Raw genomic sequence first — 22035 nt, 5'->3', positions numbered from 1 at the left:
TTATAGTTTATTAAGAGATTCCTGAATATTTTTAATGTTCCTGTTTAAAAGAGCTTTGTAAGCTTCCATCTTTTCATTGTAATCGTCATGATTTTTTTTAAAATTGTCTAAATCATCCAGTAGTTGTAATTCGTCTTGCATTTTTTGAACTATTTTTTCAAATCTTATCTTCTTATAACCGTCATTGATGAAAAAATACCGTTTCCTCTCGTCCATTTTGTTGTGATCTACGATGAGCTCTGCGTTCAGCAGTAAAGAAATACTTGTGGAGACTGAACTTTTGCTCGCGGAAAGCACTTCCACAAACTCATCAAAAGTAATGCCCACTTTATCATAATCGAATAAAAGGTAGGCATAAATCTTTGAAGCTAAAGGAGGAAGGCTGAAAATGGTTCCGTAGAACTTTACGGCATTCTGAAAAATTTTTTCATCAATTTCTATACTCTTATGCATTGTATATAAATTTGAAACAAAAATAGAAATTAGTTCTGAACTAAACGAACAAACCTGATAGAGTTTATAAATATCAGGCTTTTTAAAATTTCAATGAAAACGGATTTAACTTTTGGACTAAAAAATAATCTTCTCAAAGGCTTTTCTTACGCCTCCCGCGAGAACAACTTCGCCGCAGTAGCTGTAGCCTTTGTTCTCGAGAATTTTCAGCATCGGAATATTATCATAGTTGGTATCGACCTTAATGCTCTGAATTCCATGAGATCTGGTGAATTCTTCAATATGGTCGAAAAGAATTTTTACCATTCCCTGTCCTGCAAATTTTTCATCAACAGCAACTCTGTGTACCACGACGAATTCTCCGTTACTTAGCCAGGCTCCTTCAATGGTGCTGTATGCGGGTTCATCATTCAGGATTAAAGCAACGTAAACAGAAATTTCCCCATATACCGTCATTACATATCCGAAACCTTTTGCAATATCGCTTTCCACGGTTCCCAAATTCGGGTAACCTTCCTGCCATTGCGTACTTCCGTCTTTTCTTCTTCTTTCGATTGCCTGCTGCAGAATATTCCAGATGATATCTCTGTCTTCAATTTCTGCTTTTCTCAGCTTAATTTCCTGTGCCACGTTTATTCTATTGATTTTAAGTTTGTTTATTAAGAATCAGTTTTATTATTTCTGTATTTTATTTTTAGAAATATCATCACAATCAGCATAATTAACATTAAAACGTTTGTAATCCAAAGAGGTTTTGCATCCTTCATCATTCCGTAAACAGCCCAAAGCAAAGCGTTTAAAGTAAGAAATGATAAAGTGACCATTGAAAGGTCTTTTCCGGATTTTGTCTTCCATAATTTGATTACCTGCGGCAAAAAAGAGATGGATGAAATTAATGCTCCCGAATAACCAATTATCTGCTCTATCATACTAGTATTTTTTGAATTATAACTTAAATATAATAAAAATAAAACAAAGATTAAACGTTAAACCATACTTGTTTTGTTAAAATATGACAGTTATTTATGCTCATTATTTCATACAAATGTATGATTATCAGATAAATAAAAAACCGAAAACTAATGAATATTAATTTTCGGTTCGAAGTAGTAAAATTTAAAATTATGAAATTGTTTTTGTTAATTTTCACTTTGCTGAAGATAAGCATCGATAATTTCGAATGCTTTTTTTTCATCTTCAAGTTTCACCATTACTTTCAGCGATGTTGCCGTGGGCGTAGTTGTAAAAGTAAGGTAATTGTTTTCTACTGAATTTTTAATCTGCGCATCATCCAGTTTAGACTTTATCAATTGGATTTCTGCAGGTTTGTCACTTTCAAAAACTGATACTCTTGTACTTCTTTCCATATTCTATCTCGTTTGAGTATCTAAATATATAACGTTTTTTTGAAAATCACAAATTTCAGCTTTTAAATTTTATGAATATTATTTTCAATTTTATCTAAAGCGATCTGAATTTCTTCTTTCGTAACGTTCAGATGCGGTCTGAAGCGAAGTGACTGATCTCCACATGAAAGGATGATCATTCCGTCGTTCCAAAGCTCGTCTCTTAATGCATTTCTCTGTTCAGAAGTCGGAAGATCGATGGCGCACATCAGTCCTCTTCCTCTTGCATTGGATAGTTTTTCAGGATATTTTTCTGCAAGACCAATCAGTCCGTTCAGCAAATATTCTCCTACCACTCTTGCATTTTCCACAAGGTTTTCTTTTTCGATAACTTCCATTACCAACTGGAAACGTAGCATATCGATAAAATTACCTCCGAAAGTGGAATTGATTCTTGAGCTTTCTCTGAAAACATTGTTCGGAACTTCATCAAATTTTTCTTTATTGGCTAAAACTCCGCAAACCTGCGCTTTTTTACCGAAAGAAATAATATCCGGTTTTGCTGTAAAATGTTCAAATGCCCACATTTTTCCCGTAATTCCGATACCAGTCTGAACTTCATCAAAAATTAAAAGAATATCATGCTGATCGCAGATTTTTCTTAATCCCATTAAAAATTCGTCTCTGAAATGGTTGTCTCCTCCTTCAGCCTGAATCGGCTCGATGATGATACACGCCACTTTATCAGGATTCATTAAAATTGCTTCTTCGATATTTAATAAAGCCAGTCTTTCGTTTTTAATGGTTTCTTCCAAATTCTCCTCCGTGATCGGAAAAGTAAGTTTAGGATTTAGGATTCTTGGCCAGTCGAACATCGGGAAATACTGATATTTTCTTGGATCTGAAGTGTTTGTTAAACTTAACGTATACCCGCTTCTTCCGTGGAATGCCTGTTTGAAATGGATACAGATTCCCGCTTCCAGATTAAGACCTTTTTCAAAATTCTTACGCGTTTTCCAGTCGAAACACGCTTTCAGGGCATTTTCTACTCCTAAAGTTCCGCCTTCAATAAAGAAAGCATATTGCAGTTCTTCAGGAATTACCACTCTTTCAAAAACTTCTAAGAAATGCGCATATTCTTCAGAATAAACATCTGCCAAAGTGGGTTTGTTGACTGCCATTTTTCCCAGCCATGCCGATTTTTCAACAATATAGGGATGATTGTAACCGATGGATGCCGAAGCAAACATGGAAAACATATCTAAATATTCTTTGTCTGTAAGTTTATCGTACAGCCATGAACCGTGGGATTTTTCAATATCCATCACGAAATCGAAACCATCTGCCAAAACGTGTCTTCCAACGGTTTCTTTTACTTTATTTGCTTTTATTTCAATTGTCTGTTCCATTTTTAAATAAAAATCTTAGGGGTGATTAAAATTTAATAATAATTTGAGACTTAAAAATCTGTTTCCAAATTTTTAAACTCATGATGTTAGTTTTTAAAGGTCAAACTTAATTCCCTGTGCTAAAGGTAAGTTTGTGGTATAATTGATGGTGTTGGTCTGTCTTCTCATATAGTACTTCCAAACATCTGATCCGGATTCTCTTCCGCCTCCGGTTTCTTTTTCTCCACCGAAAGCTCCGCCGATTTCCGCACCTGAAGTTCCGATGTTTACATTGGCAATTCCACAGTCTGAACCTGCATGAGAAAGGAATAATTCTGCTTCTCTTAAATTCTGCGTCATGATTGCAGACGATAATCCCTGAGGAACATCATTCTGAATAGCAATTGCTTCTTCTAAAGTTTTGTATTTGATTAAATATAAAATAGGTGCGAAAGTTTCGTGCTGAACGATTTCGTAAGAATTCTTTACTTCAGCGATACATGGTTTTACGTAACAACCGGATTCGTATCCTTTTCCTTTCAGAACTTCACCTTCCACGATGAATTTTGCACCTTCTTTTTTGCCTTTTTTAATGGCTTCCTGATACATATTTACCGCATCGGTATCGATAAGCGGTCCCACATGATTCGTTTCATCCAGAGGATTTCCGATTTTCAGCTGTCCGTATGCTTTTACCAGTCTGTTTTTCACTTCATCATAAACACTTTCGTGGATAATCAGTCTTCTTGTGGAAGTACATCTCTGTCCTGCCGTTCCTACAGCTCCGAAAACTGCTCCGATAATTGACATATCAATATCTGCATCTTTAGAAATAATGATGGCATTGTTTCCACCTAATTCAAGGATCGATTTTCCGAATCTTTGTGCAACATTCGCTGAAACCATTCTTCCCACTCTTGTAGAACCGGTGAAAGAAACTAAAGCGACTCTCTTATCATCCACTAATTTCTGTCCGATTTCGTGATCTGCAACCAATACGCTGGAAATACCTTCGGAAAGATTATTTTCCTTTAACACTTCGTTCATGATGTTTTGGCAGGCAATGGCACAAAGCGGTGTTTTTTCTGACGGTTTCCAGATCGTAACGTTACCGCAGATCCATGCTAAAGCTGTATTCCAAGCCCAAACTGCTACCGGAAAGTTGAACGCGGTGATGATTCCTACGATTCCCAATGGATGATACTGCTCATACATTCTGTGTCCCGGTCTTTCCGAGTGCATTGTGTACCCATGAAGCTGTCTTGAAACCCCTACTGCAAAATCGCAGATATCAATCATTTCCTGAACTTCTCCAAGACCTTCCTGCAGGGATTTACCCATTTCATAGGAAACCAGTTTCCCCAAATCGTCTTTGTACTGTCTTAATTTCTGACCTAACTGTCTTACAATTTCCCCTCTTTTAGGAGCCGGAATCAATCTGAATTCTTTAAAAGCTTTTTCAGCCGTCTCAATTACCTTGTCATAATCAGATTCTCCGGAAGTCTTCACTTTAGCAATCAGATTTCCGTCTACAGGAGAGTAACTTTCGATGGTTTTCCCTGATGCAAAGTATTTTCCGCCTACTGAAGTTCCCTTATTTTCATCCTTAATTCCTAGATTTTTGAGTGTTTTTTCGATCCCAAAATCCTTTACTTTTTTAGACATAAAAATTTTACTTTTCGTTTCCTCTAAAGATAGAAATATTATGCGAATCGCAAAATTTTAATTTTTTAACAATTTTTTATTTGGACTAATTATAAACATAGTTATCTTTGTATAGGAATCATTTTATTTCAGGAATGGAAAATAATAAGATTAATAACGAACCTGCCACAGAGGGAAAAAAATCCTCCAGATGGAAAAGTCTGGTAAAGAAATTCGGGATTGGCGGAATTATATTTTTTACCGTCAAAGGAATTATTACCTCTACGCTGATCTATTTTCTGGGAAAGAATTTCTGGACGGTGATCTCCGATTATATTACCGGAATTTTTGATTAATTAATTGATATATAGATACAAAAAGCTGAGAAATTTCTCAGCTTTTGTTTTGGATTCAATGTCATTCGAAATGACCATATTTTTTCACCTATTCTTTCTTTTTCCTTCCTGAATTAATCAGGCTCTGATGCAGCAAATACTCAATCTGTCCGTTTACACTCCGGAATTCGTCATTTGCCCATTTTTCCAGAAGCTTAAATGTAGACTCATCAATCCTTAAAACAAAAGATTTTTTGCCTTTATTTTCGGAAGGATTCTGAGCTTTTTCTGATTTCATTTTTGTTAATTCTTTTTGTTTTCAACGCAAATGGCGCAAAGATTTCTTTTAATTATTGTGAATATTTTTCGTTCGCAAAGGCGTTTCACTCAGCGAAGAACTCAAAGGTTTTCTAATTATGACAAATTACGGACAATCATAAAAAGATTTCTCCTTCGTCGAAATGACAAGATACATTGCAAATCTTTAATTATACAAAGTTCCGGCATTTAAAATCGGCTGTGCCGCTTTTTCCCCGCAAAGAACCACCATTAAATTGCTCACCATGGCTGCTTTTCTTTCGTCATCCAGTTCTACGATATTTTCTTCCGAAAGCTTTTTCAGGGCTAAATCTACCATTCCTACAGCTCCTTCCACGATCTTTATTCTTGCGGCTACAATTGCCGTTGCCTGCTGTCTCTGCAACATCGCTCCTGCGATTTCTGACGCGTAAGCCAAATGTGAAATTCTTGCTTCCTGAATGGTAATTCCTGCCTTTGAAAGTCTTTCGGTAAGTTCCTGTTCCAGAATAGCGTTGATCTTTTCACCGCCTTCTCTTAAAGTAATCGGTGCATGATCATCTTCTAAATTATCGTAAGGAAAACTCATCGCCAAATGACGTACCGCGGCTTCACTCTGCATTTTAACAAAATCTGAATATCTTTCCACATCAAAAGCCGCTTTGTAGGTATCTCCCACTTTCCAGACAATCACCACAGCAATTTCAATCGGGTTACCCATCTTGTCATTCACTTTAAGAGTCTGTCCCTGAAGGTTTTCAGAACGGAGACTGATTTTCTGTGAGGAATATAAAGGATTGATAAAAAACAAACCGTTGTCTTTTACGGTTCCCACATATTTTCCGAAAAAGTTCAGCACTCTTGAATGATTAGGCTGAATAATCATTAACCCTTTCATGAAAAAGCAAAACAGAATAAATGACAATAATGATAAAACGACAAGCGTAACACTGTTATCGACACCGATTGCAAATAAATAAACGGAAACGGCAAATAATCCGAGACAAATGACCAAAGTAAGGTATCCCGACATTGGTTTTAAGATTTTTTCCATGATATTGATTTTTTAATTTGATATTATTTTGATATCATAAAGGTATGACTTTTTTTATATGAAAAATCATTTATTTTAAAATTTCTTTTGACTTGAATCAAAAGAAACAAAAATTCAAGACCCGAAATCTGAATGCTAAAAATTAAAATTTAATTCCTAAAATTCTCAAAACCTGCACGAGTCAGATATTTGTTCTTCAGTTCAATATTTGTGTCGTGCTTCAAACAGTGAGAATTTTTTAACGGATTAAATCTTAATTTTCTTAACACTTCAGCTTCCACTGTCGGTTAAATTCTAAGCAAAAAAATCCCTGAAAAATTAATTTCAGGGATCGTATGTATGATATTTTATTGATTATCCGTTATTAGTAATACTGCTTTTAAACGCAAAGGATCGCTAAGATTCTTTTTATATACTAACTGTTTTTAAGTTCACAAAGGCGTTTCACTCAGCAAAGAACTCAAAGGTTTTTTAGTTATGCCAAATTATGGATAATCATTATCTTAAATTTATTTTTTATTTAAAATTCTGAACTTGTAATAAGAAGCGGCAGATAAAAGTGCCATTGTTGCAAGTCCGATGTAAACCCAAGCCGGAACCGGAACCGGATCTCCCGCTGCGTAAGAGTGAAGTCCGCTCAGGTAATAATTTACTCCGAAATACGTCATGACCATTGAACAGAATGCAAACATCGTCGCAACGTGGAATGCCCATCTGCTTCTTAATCCCGGAACCAGTCTCATGTGAAGAACAAATGCATATACCATAATGGAAATGAATGCCCATGTTTCTTTCGGATCCCAGCTCCAGTATCTTCCCCATGATTCGTTTGCCCAGATTCCTCCTAAGAAGTTTCCTACGGTTAATGCAAACAAACCTATCGTTAAAGACATTTCAGAAACGATTACCAGTTCTTTTAACGTTGTATCGTGATGCAATTTATACGTTTCTTTATTGGAAATGATATAAAATACCAGACTGATTACTGCAATAATCATGGATAATGCAAAGAACCCATAACTTGACGTAATAATCGCAACGTGAACAATCAGCCAATACGATTTCAATACAGGAACCAACGGCGTAATCTGCGGATCAAGAGCAGAACCTCCATGCGCAAATCCCATCATAATAACAGCTACCATAAATCCGGCTGCAGGAATTAATGCGTTGGAATTTCTGTAAAGTAATAAACCTGCTGTAATACCTACCCAAGAAATGAAAATAATGGCTTCATACCCGTTACTCCACGGAGCGTGACCGGAAATATACCATCTTGCCACCAAACCAAGGAAATGGAAAAGATATCCTACAATTCCTAAAACAATGATAACTTTAATTGCTTTGTTTAAAACTTTTTTAGGCTTAAATAATTCAACAAAACCTAAGATTAATAGCAATCCTCCGATTAATGTGTAGAAGATTAACAATTTGAAGTTGATGTTAACTTTATTCATGAACACCTCAAGATCAACTTTAGATTTTGCAGGAACGACAGCTTTGCCCCATTTTTGCTGATATTCTGAAAGTTTCGCCAGTTGCGCATCTGCTTTTGCCCAATTTCCTGATTGCTGAGCCTGCAAAACTTCTGCAAAGTATGGTCCCATAACCTGTTGAGACTCCATATCCGGTTCCATTTTCTGATCCAGCCATGAATGCCATGTGTGATTCGCATCATTCTTTACAGGAACAATTCTCATAAACTGACCGCTGAAAAATTCATTGAAGATCTGAACTCTTTCGTTTACCGCAATCACTTCTTTATCATAATTGGTCTGTTCAGCCGGTTTTTTACGGAACGCAGTGTTGTAATCGCTTTCAAGGATATATCTTAAATTTCCGTTGGCATCTGCCGGGAAAAGATTCATTAAAGAAGTATATCCATCTTCGTCTGCTTTGGTTTTATTTTTCAGTTCGTCTCCGCCTTTTGTTCCTACTTTAATCATCGGAACCATTGTCCAGCTTGGCGTATCAATATTCACTGATAAAAACCACTGGTTTGCTGTTAAAGATTTTCCGTCTGTTCCTTTAAACTCGTCTTTTTTATAAAGCTTTCTTAAAACATCCAAAGCTTCGGTATTAATCGGAACGATTCTTCCTTCAAAATTCTGCACCAAAAGATATCCGAATTTATCAGCATGTTCTGCGCTGATTTTATTTCTGGCAATAATTTCATCGGCAGAAACCACTTTCATTTTTGTAAACGGCTGCGCTCCCTGTGGTTTTAACGTTTCTGAACTCTGAGCGTGACTGTGATTATCACCTTCCACGTGGATGTGTTCCCTGCTTCCGTCGGTTGTACCGTGTGTCTCAATTTTCTGGGCATTTAAGCCGAAACTCAACAATAATAAAATTACTGCTGCTGCTTTCTTTTTGTTAACGTCTTTCAGCATTTTGTTTAATTTCCAGAAGTGGGTTCCTTTCCAGAAGAACATAAAGAACATTCCCCCGAACAAGAATGTATACCCGATGTAGGAAATCAAAGTTCCCCAATAATCGTGGTTTACGGAAAGAACGGTTCCCATTCTGTCCGGATCGAAGCTCGACTGGAAGAAACGGTATCCTTTATGGTTCAGAACGTGGTTCATATAGATTTTAAAAGGAGTCTGTTTTCCTTCATCAATAATTTTAATGTGGCTTTCGTACGCACTCGGAGAAGAACTTCCCGGATAAGTTTCCATGATGAAATCATCCAGTTTAAGCGAGAAAGGCGTATTGTAAATTTTAGGACCAAAACCGATCATAATGTTCAGTCCGTCCATTGTTACCTGTTTGTAAGCATTCGGATTTCCTTTTTCAACAGAAAGATCTACCAGTTGCTTTGTTTTAGGCCCCTGAAGTTCTACCTTCAACATATCCGGAACATTCTGATCTTTTTTTCTGTCGCCTTCAATCGCCATCAGTTTTCCTTTTTTAAGACCTTCCGGAACTACTAATTTTAATTCGTTGATGGAATATAAACTTCTTAAAGCCAAAGGCTGGAATTCATCTTTCACCGTTGTTCCGGTTGCCTGAGTTGCCATCGTCATATAACTTGCATCCACAGGAGTTTTGATGAACAGTTTTCCGCCTTCGTTTTTAAATTCAACCGCTCCTTCAATAGCTCTGTTGAACGTTACCAAAGTTCCGTTGATTGATTTTGTTTCGCCCGGCTTGATGAAAATATTCTGTCTTCCGGTTTGTCCTGTGGAAACCAAATGAAGATATTCTGCCCCATTCGGATCAGCCAGAAGACTGTCTTTTTTTCGCTGAACATATTCTTTAGCAACTACTTTCACCTGCTTTCCGTGGAAATCGTAGGTTGCTTCCAGATCCTTGTGCAAAGGAGACATTAAGTAAGGAATGTCTTTATAGTTAAGAACATCGCCTTTTTCTTCAATCTGCACTTTCAGAAAGTTTTTATCCGTTACGATTTCATTGGATGTTTCTCCTTCACGAATGTGCATAGTCCCTTCGAAACTGATGTACCTTGTGATTGCACCACCGATGAAGATGAGTATAAAAGCAAGGTGAAACACCAGAACCGGCCATTTTTCTCTTTTCCAAAGTCTATATCTTCCGATATTTCCGATGAAGTTGAGAATGAGCAGGAGCATAATGAGTTCGAACCATTTCGCTTCGTAAATTAACGCTTTTGCTGTAGGAGTACCGTAGTCGTTTTCCAAGAACGTTGCATAAGCCATCGCAAATGCATACACCAGTAACAATACAGCCATTGTCCTGGTCGAGATAAGAATATCTTGCAGCTTCTTCATGATTTATATACTTGACATGCAAAAATAAGGATGATAAACCATAAAGACTCCAAAAAAAACTGTCATTTATCAGTTGAGACTGCTTTTAATCTTATTTTTATTGATTCTTAATAAGCAAATTTCCTTTGAGGAAAATTTAAAACGAAAAAACCATCAGAATTGAATTTATAAAAGCTATAAAACTGATTGACAAGCTCTATTTATTCAGAATTTTTAATCTTTATTTGATTCAAATTTTCAAAACAGCAAAAAATGATCGAATATTTTTTCCCAGTTCATTTTATTTTAAATATTTTTAATCATCAAAACCAAATCAATCCAAAAATTCTTTTGAAATAAAGAAAAATTAGTTACTTTTTCAAGCCTATGAGCATTCGTTTAATGTAGGAAAAACATTAAATTTGCCAATTGACATTATGAATAAAAACACACAAAACAAACCGACTGAATCGCCTGATAAGGGCAAATTTTTATCTAAGCCAAGAGTATTCTTCGGGCTTACTTTCATTCTTTTTTCTGTAGTGCTTACTTTTTCGTTCGTTTCTTACCTGATGAACTGGAAGGCAGATCAGAGTCAGGCAGGAACGATGCTCGATAAAAGTATAAAATCTTCCAATCTTTTCGGAAAACTTGGCGACTGGCTCGGAAATATTTTTATTTTCGAAAGTATCGGAGTGGCTTCATTCATCATTGCCTTTTTATTTCTGGTTTTCGGAACCGTTATCCTGAAAAAGAAAATGTTCAAACCTTGGAAAACGGTAGGTCATTCCCTGTTTTTCATTTGCTGGCTTCCGATTCTGTTTGGAGCGATTACTAAAGGACAGGGTGTTTTAAGCGGAGTTTACGGATATCAGATCATGGAGTCTCTGAATACGATTATTGGTTCTTATGGTCTCTGGCTGGTTTTAATTGCAAGTATTGCTTTGTATTTTATTTTAGAGTTTAATCTTCGTCCGAGTTCTATCAAGTCTAAATTAAATGATATCAACGAAAATACCATCGGAAAAGTAAGATCGATGATGCCGAGTTCTGATGAAAATTTTGAAGCGGATGAAGAACTGATTGAGGAAATTGAAACGGCAGAACAGGAAGAAGAACAACCTAAAATAAAAGTAACGGAAGTTGCAGAAAAACCAGCTCCCAAAATGGCGGAGCCTGAACCTGTAAAAGTTCCGAAAGGTTTTCCGGAAGTTCCGGTATCCAGCAATTTGGATCCGATTGTAACGCCGAATAAAACTTCTTTTGATGAGGAACCTAAAAATGATTTTTCAAATTCCATTAATTTAAATCTTGACTCCAGACCTAAAGTTCCTACTACAAGTCCGGAACAGGCTTTTGATATGACGCCTTCTATTCCGGTAAGCACAGTTACTGCGGCTGCGCCTCAGGAAAATATTAAATTTAATGTAGAAGTGGCTCCGGTTATCGATATTCTGGATGATGCCGATAAAAAATCTCAGGAATTGGTAGACAAACACGGATTGTACGATCACAAGCTTGATCTTGCCAAATTTCAAATGCCGCCTGTTGAATTGCTGAAAGATTACGGAAACGAAGAAATTTCTATCAACAAAGACGAACTGGAAGAAAACAAAAATAAAATTGTCGGATTGCTGAAAAACTTTAATGTAGGAATTGCCGAAATTAAAGCGACGATAGGACCGACTGTAACTTTATATGAAATTGTACCGGAAGCGGGAATCCGTGTAGCAGCGATTAAAAAACTTCAGGATGATATCGCCCTGAATCTTTCCGCTTTGGGAATCCGTATCATTGCACCGATGCCCGGAAAAGGAACTATCGGGATTGAAGTTCCGAGAAAAAATCCGACGATGGTTTCCATGCGTTCAGTGATTGCTTCGCAAAAATTCCAGAATACGGATATGGATCTTCCCGTTGTGTTCGGTAAAACCATTTCGAATGAAATTTTCATGGCAGATTTATCCAAAATGCCACACTTACTGATGGCGGGAGCAACAGGACAGGGTAAATCGGTCGGAATTAATGCGATTCTTACTTCACTATTATACAAAAAGCATCCGAGCGAACTGAAATTTGTAATGGTAGATCCTAAAAAAGTGGAACTTTCACTATATTCAAAAATTGAAAGACATTATCTTGCGAAACTTCCGGATGCAGAGGAAGCCATCATCACCGATACAAATAAAGTAATCAACACTCTGAATTCTCTCTGTATCGAAATGGATACGAGATATGATTTGCTTAAAAATGCATTCTGCAAAAATTTAAAGGAATACAATAAAAAATTCACAGAAAGAAAACTGAATCCGGAAAACGGTCACCGTTACTTACCGTACATTGTTTTGGTGGTGGACGAATTTGCAGATTTAATTATGACTGCCGGAAAAGAGGTTGAATTACCGATTGCCAGATTGGCTCAGTTGGCAAGAGCGGTGGGAATCCACTTAATTGTTGCAACACAAAGACCTTCCGTAAATGTAATTACAGGTATGATTAAAGCGAATTTCCCTGCAAGAGCAGCGTTCAGGGTAATTTCCAGTGTGGATTCCAGAACGATTCTGGATTCTCCGGGAGCAGATCAGCTTATTGGGAAAGGAGATATGCTTTATTTTAACGGAAATGAAATTTTAAGACTTCAGTGTGCTTTTGTAGATACTCCGGAAGTGGAAAGACTTGCAGAATTTATCGGGGAACAAAAAGGATACGCTTCCGCATTTATCCTTCCGGAATATGTTTCTGAAGATTCCACCAGTACAGTGGGAGCTTTCGATCCGAATGAAAAAGATGCTTTGTTCGAAGATGCAGCTAGAATTATTGTTTCTACTCAGCAAGGTTCTACCTCAATGCTTCAAAGACAACTGAAACTGGGCTACAACAGAGCCGGAAGAATTATGGATCAACTGGAAGCCAGCGGAATTGTCGGCGGATTTAACGGGGCAAAAGCAAGAGAGGTTCTCATCAGTGACCTTCATTCTTTGGAACAGTTTTTGGAAGATCTGCGCAGTTAAAGCGAAATTTCAGTTTAACTTTTAACATTAAAGAAAGTCTAAAGATTAAAGAATTTAATAAAAATGAAAAATATTATTTCAAAAGTTATAGTAAGCAGTTTGGTAGTTGGAGCGGTCGGATTTACGAATGCACAGAAAATTGATGCAAAGGCAAAAAAAATCCTTGATGATATTACGGCTAATTATAACTCTAAGAAAAATTCGTATTTCAAATTTTCTTTCGGAAGCGGAACCAACGGAAAAGTCGATAAAACGGAACCCGGAATTTATTACGCTGCAGGAGATAAATACAAACTGAAGATCATGGAAACGGAGCAGATCTTCGACGGAAGTAAAATCTATAACATCAATACAGAAGATATGGAGGTTACGGTAGCGAAACCTAACGGAAGCAGCTCTATGTTCTCCCCTATCAACTATCTTTCTACTTACAGAAAAGATTATAATGTAACGTACGGAGGAAAGAAAAATGTAGATGGTGTAAATGCAGACTTCATTAAATTAACTCCGGTAAAATCCAACGGAATTAAATATGTGTATCTTTTTGTAGATTCTGCAAAAAAACAGATGGTAAAACTGGAACAGCACGGAAACAATAAAGACCTTGCCGTAATTGCGATTAAAGAATACAAGGAAAACCAGACTTTGGATCCGGGAATGTTTACATTCGATAAAAACAAATACAAAAATTACCTGATCACAGAACTTTAAAAATAATCAGCAGATAAGCGAATACGCGGATTTGCTTTTTATTAAACTTGTCTAAACTTTTTTACCGCAAAAGATGCAAAAGATTGTAACACTTTAGTTATTAAGTTTAATACTTAAATGTAAAAAGAGCACATAAGTTAAAAAAAATCAAAGATTTTTCTCTTTGCAGACTTTTGAAATACTTTAAATAAACTCAACAAAGTCTTTTGTCTCTTTTGCGGTTACATTTAAAATTAGTTTAAACAAACTTATTATAAAAATTTCATAAAATATAAGAGCTGCAAAGAAAACTTTGTGGCTTTTTGTTTAATTTTGGCGAATGTTAAAAATACTAGACCGATATATTATAAAAACCTTCTTCGGACCGTTTTTCTTTATATTCAGCGTATTGTTTTTCATCTTTATTGTGAACATTATCTGGATTCAGCTGGGTCAGTTTATGGGAAAAGGACTGAGCTACTGGCAAATCATGAAACTTCTTTTTTACCTCGGGGTAAGTGTAATCAGTATGGTTTTACCGCTCACGATTCTTCTTGCGAGTATTATGTCTTTCGGGGAATTCGGGGAACGGTATGAACTTGCCGCCATGAAAGCCGCAGGAATTTCGCTCACCAGAGTGATGATGCCGCTTTTGGGAGTAACCGTTGTACTTTCCATTATGCTGTATTTTTTCTCCAACAATATCATTCCGGATTTTCAGAGGAAGGCGAAAAATATGCTTTTCAATATTGCACAGACCAAACCTGCTCTGAATTTCACACCGGGACAGTTTATCGATCAGATTCCCGGAAACATGGTAAAGTTCGATAAGATTTACGGTAAAAATGATGAAAATATAGAAGGTGTTTTTGTTCATAAGAAAGCAAGTTCCTACGAAAATCAGCAGACTGTAATTGCTCAGAAAGGTGTTTTTGCTCCGGCAGAAAATACAAATTATTTAAAGCTAAAATTGTTCAACGGATTTGTTTATGAAGATAATTTTGCCGGGAAAGGAGAAAACATCCGTCTGAAACAGCCCGATCAGGTGATTAAATTTGATACGTTAACGCTTCACTTCGACGTAAGTGAGATAATTAATAAAGCTATTGAAGAGGAAAAAATTACAGACGATTACCGTTTTCAGACCTTTAATGAACTGAATACAACGATTGATAAAACAAAGAAAGACAATCAGAAATTCTTCACCAATGTAAGCAATGATGTTTTGGGACAGACCAATTCTGTGGTAAGTTATATGGACACCAAACAGAACAGCGCAAAGGCAAAACCGAAGCAGATTATTAAGCTCGATACAGTGAAAGGGGATAAAAAACTGGAGATTATTAATAATGCTTACAGTCGTCTTGATAACCTGAAAAGTACGCTTGAAAGCAAAAATAACGAGATTGATCCCGGCGTAAAATATTACAGCAAAGTCGTGATTTATCAGCAGAGAATCGTGACGTATTCTTTCACCTGCATCATTTTCTTTCTGATTGGCGCGAGTTTGGGTTCCATTATCCGAAAAGGAGGAATGGGACTTCCTGTGGTAATTGCGATTGTTATTTTCATTATTTTTTACGTGATTAATGTAGGCTTTGAAAACATGGCGTGGTCCGGAAAGATCAATCCTTATCTTGCAGCATGGGTTCCGAATCTGGTATTGTTTCCTTTCGGAGTATGGATGACGTACAAAGCACTTACGGATTCTCAACTGTTTGATGCCGAGAAATACAAAGCGGCTTTCAAACCTGTGATTAAACTTTTTGTAAAGAATGAAGAACACAAAAGGTATCAATAATAAGCTGTACCTTATACAATATAAAAGATCCGGAATTTTTCCGGATTTTTTTGTGGTATGTTAAAAACTAAATTTCAATTTCATTTTAACCGTAAAAAATTATCTTTGTCAAAAATTATGACAGTTTTATATGAGAAAATTATTATTGATTGGCTTATTCAGTATCGTTTCTTTCAATGCGTATGCGCAGGAAGACAATACGGAATACGAAATGAGAATCGGGGAAAAGCCGGGATACATTATTGATAAAAGCGGGAAAAAGATCGAAGGTATTGTAAGACTTGCCGGAGACGAAATGAATCCGTGGACGAATCAGAAAAAAGTGAAATTTATTGCGACTTCGGACGTTGACAACTCAAAGAAAAAGCAAAAGTTCAAAACGTATGATGTAGATGATCTTAAAGGTTATATGGCGATCGACAACAATACGGAAAGAGTCTTTGAAACCATAAAATACACGAACACCAAAGAAGCGTACAACACCCAGAACGGAGGTTTAAGTGGTGGTTTAAAAGCTTTCAACAACCTTACAAAAAGCAATCAGTTTGCAGAAGTTGTGGCAGACGGAAAAATTAAAGTGTACAAAGTATATGGATTCCCCACTACTTTCTCAGCAGGCGGACAAATTGCAGTTGCAGACGAGGAAAACAAAAGAATGAGAGAAAATCTGGCTTATGTGTATTCCAAAAAAGGCGGAAAACCTGAAGAACTTAATGTTGCAAAAGCAAAGATCATTACCGCAGACTGCCCTGTTGTAAAAGCTAAAGTAACAAAAGGAGAATACGGTTCTTTGAAAAATGATACCAAAAAGAGATCGGGTTTAGGAAAATTCATCCGAAATGAAATCGACAATGCGATGGCAGATAATCTTTCGATCGTAAATGAAGTGATCTATGATTATAACGAAAATTGTAAATAATCTATTAAAAATATTTTTTACTGCAGTTTCATTTTGGAACTGCTTTTTTATTTTAGTTTTTTATTAATGGAAATATTCTTGTCAAAAAGTACAAAAAAGCAAGATTTTTATTAATCTCAAATCTTTAAGACGCAAGAAAATCAAAGATTTTCAATAGGGATGATGCTTAATTTTATTTTAGATAAAATCTTAGCGCTTTAAAACAGGACAGTATTTAATGAATATTTTCCGCCTTTGCGATGGTTACAGTGATTAAGTTTAAATAAGTTTTGTGCATATTTTTTGCAGTACGCTTAAACAAAATTATTTTTATGAAAATACTTCTTTTTACTTTAGGTTTTCTTGCCATTGTTTCCTGTAAAAAAGAAAATGCCGAAAACTTTCAAAATAATTCAGTGACTGATAATACAACTACAATGACAGTTTCGGAAAAATCGAATGATACCATTACCTCCATTGAAGATATTAAAAAAGAATATGCAACTGTAAACAATCTTTTGTCTGCGAAACAGTTGGATTCAACGAAATTCACGTATAACTGCGATGAAAAGGAAGGTGAAGTTGTTTTGTATTATGAGAATAAAGACCTCAGAATGGTTAAAGATTCTTATGCAGAACACAGTCATTTTTCTTCATCCACAAAATATTATGTAAAAAACAACAAAGTATTTTTCATCTTTAAAGAGGAAACGGTATGGAATTTTGATGAAGGCGGAACACCCGAAAAACCTGAAACAAAAGATGATATCAATGAAAAAAGAATCTACGTTTTAAACAATAAAGCCATTCAGTGTCTCGAAAAAAATTATACGATTCGCTCAAAAGGAAATAATAAAAATCCTGATTCGGTTCCGAATAAAGAAACAAAATGCGACATTTCCGATCTGATGAAAAACTATAATTTAATCCTTAAAAATAAAGACAGAAAAGGAGAAATCAATTGTCTGTAATGCATACAAAAAACAAAAGCGGCTTCAAAATGAAACCGCTTTTTATATTTTCAGGAGCCGAAAATTATACTTTCATAATTTCAGCTTCTTTTACTTTAAGATGCTCGTCACAAGCTTTTACATATTTGTCGGTAAGCGTCTGAATGTCTGCTTCAATACCTTTAATGATATCTTCAGAAACTCCTTCCAGTCTTTTAAGCTCTTTCAGACCGTTTTGTCTTGCATTTCTTACGACTACTTTCGTATCTTCTGCTTCAGACTTAGCCTGCTTTGCCAGTTCACGTCTTCTTTCCTCCGTTAAAGGCGGTACATTAAGGATAATGTTGATCCCGTTATTAGAAGGTGCAAAACCTAAATTGGAATTGATGATTGCTTTTTCAATATCATTAATGGCTTTTGCGTCCCAAGGTTGAATAGAAATCGTCATTGCATCGGGAATAGAAACATTGGCAACCTGATTAATTGGAGTTAATGCTCCGTAATATTCCACCATCACATCCTGAACCATTGTTGTAGACGCACGTCCCGCTCTGATTCTCTGAAATGCATGATCCAGGTGCTTAATAGCTGCTTCCATGTCCTGCTGTACAGACTCTACTATAAGATCTAATTCTTCCATTACTATAATAAAATTTGATAAGTTACACATATGTTAATGATAAGTAATAAATAATTGGTAATGAGTAATCTTTAAAACTTTAAACTCAGAACCCTGAACTTACTATTACAAATCAACTAAAGTACCAACATTTTCGCCGTCAACAATTTTTTCCAGATTTCCGTCTTTGTTCATATCAAAAACAATAATCGGCAGTTTGTTTTCGTGGCTTAAAGTAAATGCCGTCATATCCATTACCTTTAGATTCTTCGCATAAACTTCGTCGAAAGATAGTGAATTATATTTTACCGCATCTGCATTTTTTTCTGGATCGCTGTCGTAGATTCCGTCTACTCTTGTTCCTTTCAAAATAACATCTGCCCCGATTTCGATGGCTCTTAACGTTGCGGCAGTATCTGTTGTGAAGTATGGGTTTCCTGTTCCGGCTCCAAAGATCACTACTCTGCCCTTTTCAAGATGTCTTACTGCTCTTCTTTTGATGAATGGTTCTGCTACTTTATCCATTTCGATGGCAGACTGCAGTCTTGTTTTAATTCCCGCATCTTCCAGAGCACCCTGCAAAGCCATCCCGTTGATTACCGTTGCAAGCATTCCCATATAATCTCCCTGTACTCTGTCCATTCCTTTTGCAGCTCCTGCTACACCGCGGAAAATATTTCCTCCTCCGATTACGATGGCAACTTCACAGCCTTTTTCTACCACTTTCTTAATTTCTGCAGCATATTCCTGTAGCCTTTCATTATCAATACCATATTGTCTGTTTCCCATTAAGGCTTCACCACTCAGTTTCAGAAGGATTCTTTTATATTTCATTGTATGTAAATAACTTTTTTTCGTTAGATATATCTGTCTAAAATTTGACTTTGCAAATATAATCATTAATAAGGTTGATTTTTCATTATACATTATAAATTTTAAAAGTGATGTTTTATGGGATCAACAAAGCATTTTTCCTTATAAATAATGCCCATGTATTTTATAATTTGAGTGAAAACATGGCTGTTTAATTAAATTACAAAACATGAAGATTCAAAATACTAATCTTACACTAAAAGATTAAGCTCAATAAAAATGGCATAGAACTTAAAATAAAACCATGATTTTCACAAAACTTAAATATTTAAATATAAATAATGTGAGAAATATTTTGAAAAGTACGAAAAAGGATTATTTTTGCATTACTAATAAACTGAGTTGAAGAAAATTGTCATTTTTTCATTATTTCTGTCAGGAATTGTTTCTTATGCACAAACAGGAACAAACGTTTATCCATTCTTAAATATCCCTGTTTCAGCGAGACAGGCAGCTTTGGGAGGAGATGCAATTTCTGTGAGAGATCGTGATGTTTCCTTTGCTATTGCAAACCCCTCATTACTGAATAAAGATTCCGATAATCAGCTTTCTGTAAACGCAACGGCTTATCTTGCAGATTCCAAATACGGAACAATTGCCTATGCAAAAGACTTTGATAACGGTCACATGGCGACCATCAATGCAAGATACATGAGCTACGGAGATATTCCGCGAACAGACGACAGCGGTTTCGAGAACGGAACTTTCAAAGCTTCGGATGTTGCCATCGGAGCAGGATATGCCTATCAGTTTGAAGAAGACTGGACGATCGGAGGTGGATTGAATTTCATTACTTCGAAAATTGATACCTATACTTCTTCCGCCATTTCAGGAAACGCAGGAATTACGTACCACAACAAAAAAAATAAGGAAACAGCATCTGTTGTTTTCAGAAATTTCGGATATCAGTTCAATTCCTTCAACGGAACTAGGGAAAACCTTCCGTTTCGTGTAGATTTGGGATATACAAGAATTTTAAAAGTCATTCCTTTAGCGGTTACCATTACAGCGCACGATTTACAGGAATTTAATATTTCTTCCCAGTACAATGTAAACGGGCAGGAAGTAAATACAGGCAGAAAAATCGCCGATCATTTCTCTATCGGAGCAGAACTGTTTCCGGAAAAAGGCTTCAACATCAGATTGGGGTATAACGTAAAAAGAGGAAATGAACTAGCCGTTGCAGACCAGAGAAATTTCTCAGGACTTTCTGCCGGATTCGGGATTAAAATTTCCAGATTCCGTGTAGATTACGCACACGTACGATATCATAATTCTGCGAATGTCAACCAGATAGGAGTTTCTATTGACCTTACAAGCCATGCAGGATACTAATCGTTAATCATTTTTCAAAACGAAATAAATATCAGAAACCTCAAGAAAATCACTTGAGGTTTCTTGATTTTTAAGAAAAAATCTTGAAATTTGCAGTATGAAAAAACCTGTAATAGCTATCGACGGATACTCGTCTACCGGAAAAAGTTCAATTTCTAAAGTCATTGCAGCAAAGCTGGGACTTATTCATCTGGATACAGGTGCGCTTTACAGAGGAGTAACATGGTTTGCTCTTCAGAATTGTTTAAATGACAGCGGAACAATTGATCTTGAGAAATTATTTTCTTCGTTTGATCAGATCGAGCTTGAATTTAAAAATCTTGATGGAGAACTGGTTCTTTTCCTGAATCATATTGATATTTCCAAAGCAATACGTACGAATGAAGTCTCGGAGAATGTAAGTTTTGTTGCCAAACAGAAAGAAGTAAGAGATTTTCTGCTTCAGTCTCAGCGCAATTTGGCAGAAAAAGGCGGCATTATTATGGACGGACGTGACATCGGGACAGTAGTTCTGCCAAATGCGGAATATAAATTTTTTCTTACCGCAAGTATTGATGAAAGAACCAGAAGACGTTATCAGGAACTGATTTCTTTAGGAATTGAAGCAGATGAAAAGCAGGTGAAAGAAAACCTTATAGAACGCGACAGAATAGACAGCGAACGCGAAATCGCCCCATTAAAGCAGGCTAAAGATGCTATTGTTATTGATAATACCAACATTTCTAAGAAAGAAACCATTGATGAGATTTTATCTCACATCCAAAAGATTTAACATTTTTTAATAGATGTCTTTCTCCTTTGGTATGTTAATTGTACATTTCATCATAAGTAAAAAGCTAATATTATTAACTATTAAAAAAAACGAAAATGTCTAAAAAAAACAATACAGCGGGTATTTTGGCAGGACTTCTTGCAGGTGCTGCAGCGGGTGTTATCTTAGGAATGCTTTATGCTCCTGAAGAAGGTAAAGAAACAAGAAAGAAAATTAAAACAAAAGCGAACGATCTTAAAGATCAGGCTAAAAATAAATACGGAGAAGTTTCTGAAAAAGTAAAAGACCAGTATGGTAATATCTCTTCTACTTTTAAAGAAACAGCAAACAGTGTTGCAAACACCGTAAAAGACGGATATGATAAATACAAAGATCAGATCGTTTCTAAAACTGCAGACGTAGTAAAAAATGTAGAATCTGAACTGAATGATCTAAAATAATAATATAGTTTATTTTTTTAGGTAAATTATGAGAAGGAACTTTATAAACGAAAGTTCCTTTTTTTGTAACTTTAAAGAAAAACAATGATTGAAACTATTAAAGAATACGCTTCAAAAAGGATCGATCTCCTGAAAATTGAAGCGACCGAAAAATCCTCTCTTTCGGCAGGAATGATCACCTATTTTGTGGTTTTGCTGGTCGCTTTTGGTTTTTTCATCATTCTGTTCAACTTCGGAATTGCCTTTCTTATCGGTAAAGCATTGGGCGACCAGTCTTACGGATTCCTTATTGTAGCTGCATTCTATCTTTTAACCATGATTCTTATTGTGCTGTTTAAAAAGAAAATCGTAAATTATGTGGCAGATCAGGTAATTAAATTTTTAAATCATTAAAC

Annotated in this window: 21 protein-coding genes; 10 read left to right on the top strand and 11 right to left on the bottom strand. The window is 35.9% G+C overall.

Annotated features, from left to right (window positions below; genetic code table 11):
• From QWT87_RS01575 to amaB, 6 genes are all read right to left on the bottom strand, one after another.
• The gene (locus QWT87_RS01575; protein WP_087710068.1) at positions 1-453 is read right to left on the bottom strand and encodes a transcriptional regulator; all 453 of its coding nucleotides are present in this window, start codon (positions 451-453) and stop codon (positions 1-3) included.
• Positions 454-570: 117 nt separating this feature from the next.
• Positions 571-1083, bottom strand: a complete 513-nt coding sequence (locus QWT87_RS01570; RefSeq protein WP_302712994.1) for a GNAT family N-acetyltransferase — start codon at positions 1081-1083, stop codon at positions 571-573.
• A 29-nt stretch (positions 1084-1112) separates the two neighbouring features.
• Positions 1113-1382, bottom strand: coding sequence for a SemiSWEET family sugar transporter (locus QWT87_RS01565; protein ID WP_087710065.1), 270 nt, complete (start codon positions 1380-1382; stop codon positions 1113-1115).
• Positions 1383-1592: 210 nt separating this feature from the next.
• Complete coding sequence (locus tag QWT87_RS01560; protein ID WP_076390287.1) at positions 1593-1820, bottom strand: DUF2007 domain-containing protein; 228 nt, start codon at positions 1818-1820, stop codon at positions 1593-1595.
• A 62-nt stretch (positions 1821-1882) separates the two neighbouring features.
• A complete protein-coding gene (gene lat / locus QWT87_RS01555; RefSeq protein ID WP_302712990.1) occupies positions 1883-3208 on the bottom strand; it encodes an L-lysine 6-transaminase in 1326 nt (441 codons plus the stop codon).
• A gap of 93 nt (positions 3209-3301) precedes the next feature.
• Positions 3302-4852 carry an L-piperidine-6-carboxylate dehydrogenase gene (gene amaB, locus QWT87_RS01550; protein ID WP_214589705.1) on the bottom strand — a complete coding sequence of 517 codons (1551 nt, stop codon included), beginning with the start codon at positions 4850-4852 and terminating at the stop codon, positions 3302-3304.
• A 107-nt stretch (positions 4853-4959) separates the two neighbouring features.
• Here amaB and QWT87_RS01545 point away from each other — a divergent pair, with 107 nt between their 5' ends.
• Complete coding sequence (locus tag QWT87_RS01545) at positions 4960-5187, top strand: hypothetical protein (RefSeq protein ID WP_302712987.1); 228 nt, start codon at positions 4960-4962, stop codon at positions 5185-5187.
• 88 nt (positions 5188-5275) lie between these two features.
• On the opposite strand, the gene QWT87_RS01540 is transcribed toward QWT87_RS01545, so the two are convergent.
• From QWT87_RS01540 to ccsA, 3 genes are all read right to left on the bottom strand, one after another.
• Positions 5276-5464 (bottom strand): Arc family DNA binding domain-containing protein, encoded by a 189-nt coding sequence (locus tag QWT87_RS01540; protein ID WP_076390291.1) that lies wholly within the window; start codon positions 5462-5464, stop codon positions 5276-5278.
• Positions 5465-5650: 186 nt separating this feature from the next.
• On the bottom strand, positions 5651-6517 hold the full coding sequence (locus QWT87_RS01535) for an SPFH domain-containing protein (RefSeq protein WP_302712985.1): 867 nt from the start codon (positions 6515-6517) through the stop codon (positions 5651-5653).
• A gap of 509 nt (positions 6518-7026) precedes the next feature.
• Entirely contained in the window at positions 7027-10272 is a 3246-nt protein-coding gene (ccsA, locus tag QWT87_RS01530) for a cytochrome c biogenesis protein (protein ID WP_302712983.1), read from the bottom strand.
• Positions 10273-10688: 416 nt separating this feature from the next.
• Between ccsA and QWT87_RS01525 the strand changes: the two genes are divergently transcribed.
• From QWT87_RS01525 to QWT87_RS01505, 5 genes are all read left to right on the top strand, one after another.
• The gene (locus QWT87_RS01525) at positions 10689-13262 is read left to right on the top strand and encodes an FtsK/SpoIIIE family DNA translocase (protein WP_302712981.1); all 2574 of its coding nucleotides are present in this window, start codon (positions 10689-10691) and stop codon (positions 13260-13262) included.
• Positions 13263-13325: 63 nt separating this feature from the next.
• Positions 13326-13973 (top strand): LolA family protein, encoded by a 648-nt coding sequence (locus QWT87_RS01520; RefSeq protein WP_087710051.1) that lies wholly within the window; start codon positions 13326-13328, stop codon positions 13971-13973.
• Between the two features lie 319 nt (positions 13974-14292).
• Positions 14293-15753: an LptF/LptG family permease gene (locus QWT87_RS01515; RefSeq protein ID WP_302712978.1), complete on the top strand. Its 1461-nt coding sequence runs from the start codon at positions 14293-14295 to the stop codon at positions 15751-15753.
• Between the two features lie 130 nt (positions 15754-15883).
• Positions 15884-16672, top strand: coding sequence for a hypothetical protein (locus QWT87_RS01510; RefSeq protein ID WP_302712977.1), 789 nt, complete (start codon positions 15884-15886; stop codon positions 16670-16672).
• Between the two features lie 311 nt (positions 16673-16983).
• Positions 16984-17622, top strand: a complete 639-nt coding sequence (locus QWT87_RS01505; protein ID WP_302712975.1) for a hypothetical protein — start codon at positions 16984-16986, stop codon at positions 17620-17622.
• A 64-nt stretch (positions 17623-17686) separates the two neighbouring features.
• On the opposite strand, the gene frr is transcribed toward QWT87_RS01505, so the two are convergent.
• Positions 17687-18241, bottom strand: a complete 555-nt coding sequence (gene frr / locus QWT87_RS01500; protein ID WP_116547784.1) for a ribosome recycling factor — start codon at positions 18239-18241, stop codon at positions 17687-17689.
• A gap of 105 nt (positions 18242-18346) precedes the next feature.
• Positions 18347-19054: a UMP kinase gene (gene pyrH / locus QWT87_RS01495; protein WP_040999212.1), complete on the bottom strand. Its 708-nt coding sequence runs from the start codon at positions 19052-19054 to the stop codon at positions 18347-18349.
• Positions 19055-19435: 381 nt separating this feature from the next.
• Here pyrH and porQ point away from each other — a divergent pair, with 381 nt between their 5' ends.
• The 4 genes from porQ to QWT87_RS01475 all read left to right on the top strand — a co-directional run bounded on the left by porQ (position 19436) and on the right by QWT87_RS01475 (position 22033).
• On the top strand, positions 19436-20428 hold the full coding sequence (gene porQ, locus QWT87_RS01490) for a type IX secretion system protein PorQ (RefSeq protein ID WP_108411287.1): 993 nt from the start codon (positions 19436-19438) through the stop codon (positions 20426-20428).
• A 97-nt stretch (positions 20429-20525) separates the two neighbouring features.
• The gene (gene cmk / locus QWT87_RS01485; protein WP_302712964.1) at positions 20526-21200 is read left to right on the top strand and encodes a (d)CMP kinase; all 675 of its coding nucleotides are present in this window, start codon (positions 20526-20528) and stop codon (positions 21198-21200) included.
• A gap of 95 nt (positions 21201-21295) precedes the next feature.
• On the top strand, positions 21296-21640 hold the full coding sequence (locus tag QWT87_RS01480) for a YtxH domain-containing protein (RefSeq protein WP_076390302.1): 345 nt from the start codon (positions 21296-21298) through the stop codon (positions 21638-21640).
• 84 nt (positions 21641-21724) lie between these two features.
• The gene (locus tag QWT87_RS01475) at positions 21725-22033 is read left to right on the top strand and encodes a phage holin family protein (RefSeq protein ID WP_076390303.1); all 309 of its coding nucleotides are present in this window, start codon (positions 21725-21727) and stop codon (positions 22031-22033) included.
• The last annotated feature ends 2 nt before the right edge of the window (positions 22034-22035 follow it).

Origin of the sequence: Chryseobacterium urinae, assembly GCF_030518295.1 — a bacterium.
In the GTDB taxonomy this organism is placed as follows: Bacteria; Bacteroidota; Bacteroidia; order Flavobacteriales; family Weeksellaceae; genus Chryseobacterium; species Chryseobacterium mucoviscidosis.
Note: the sequence above shows the minus strand (reverse complement) of the source record. Positions and strands in the feature narration are given on the sequence as shown.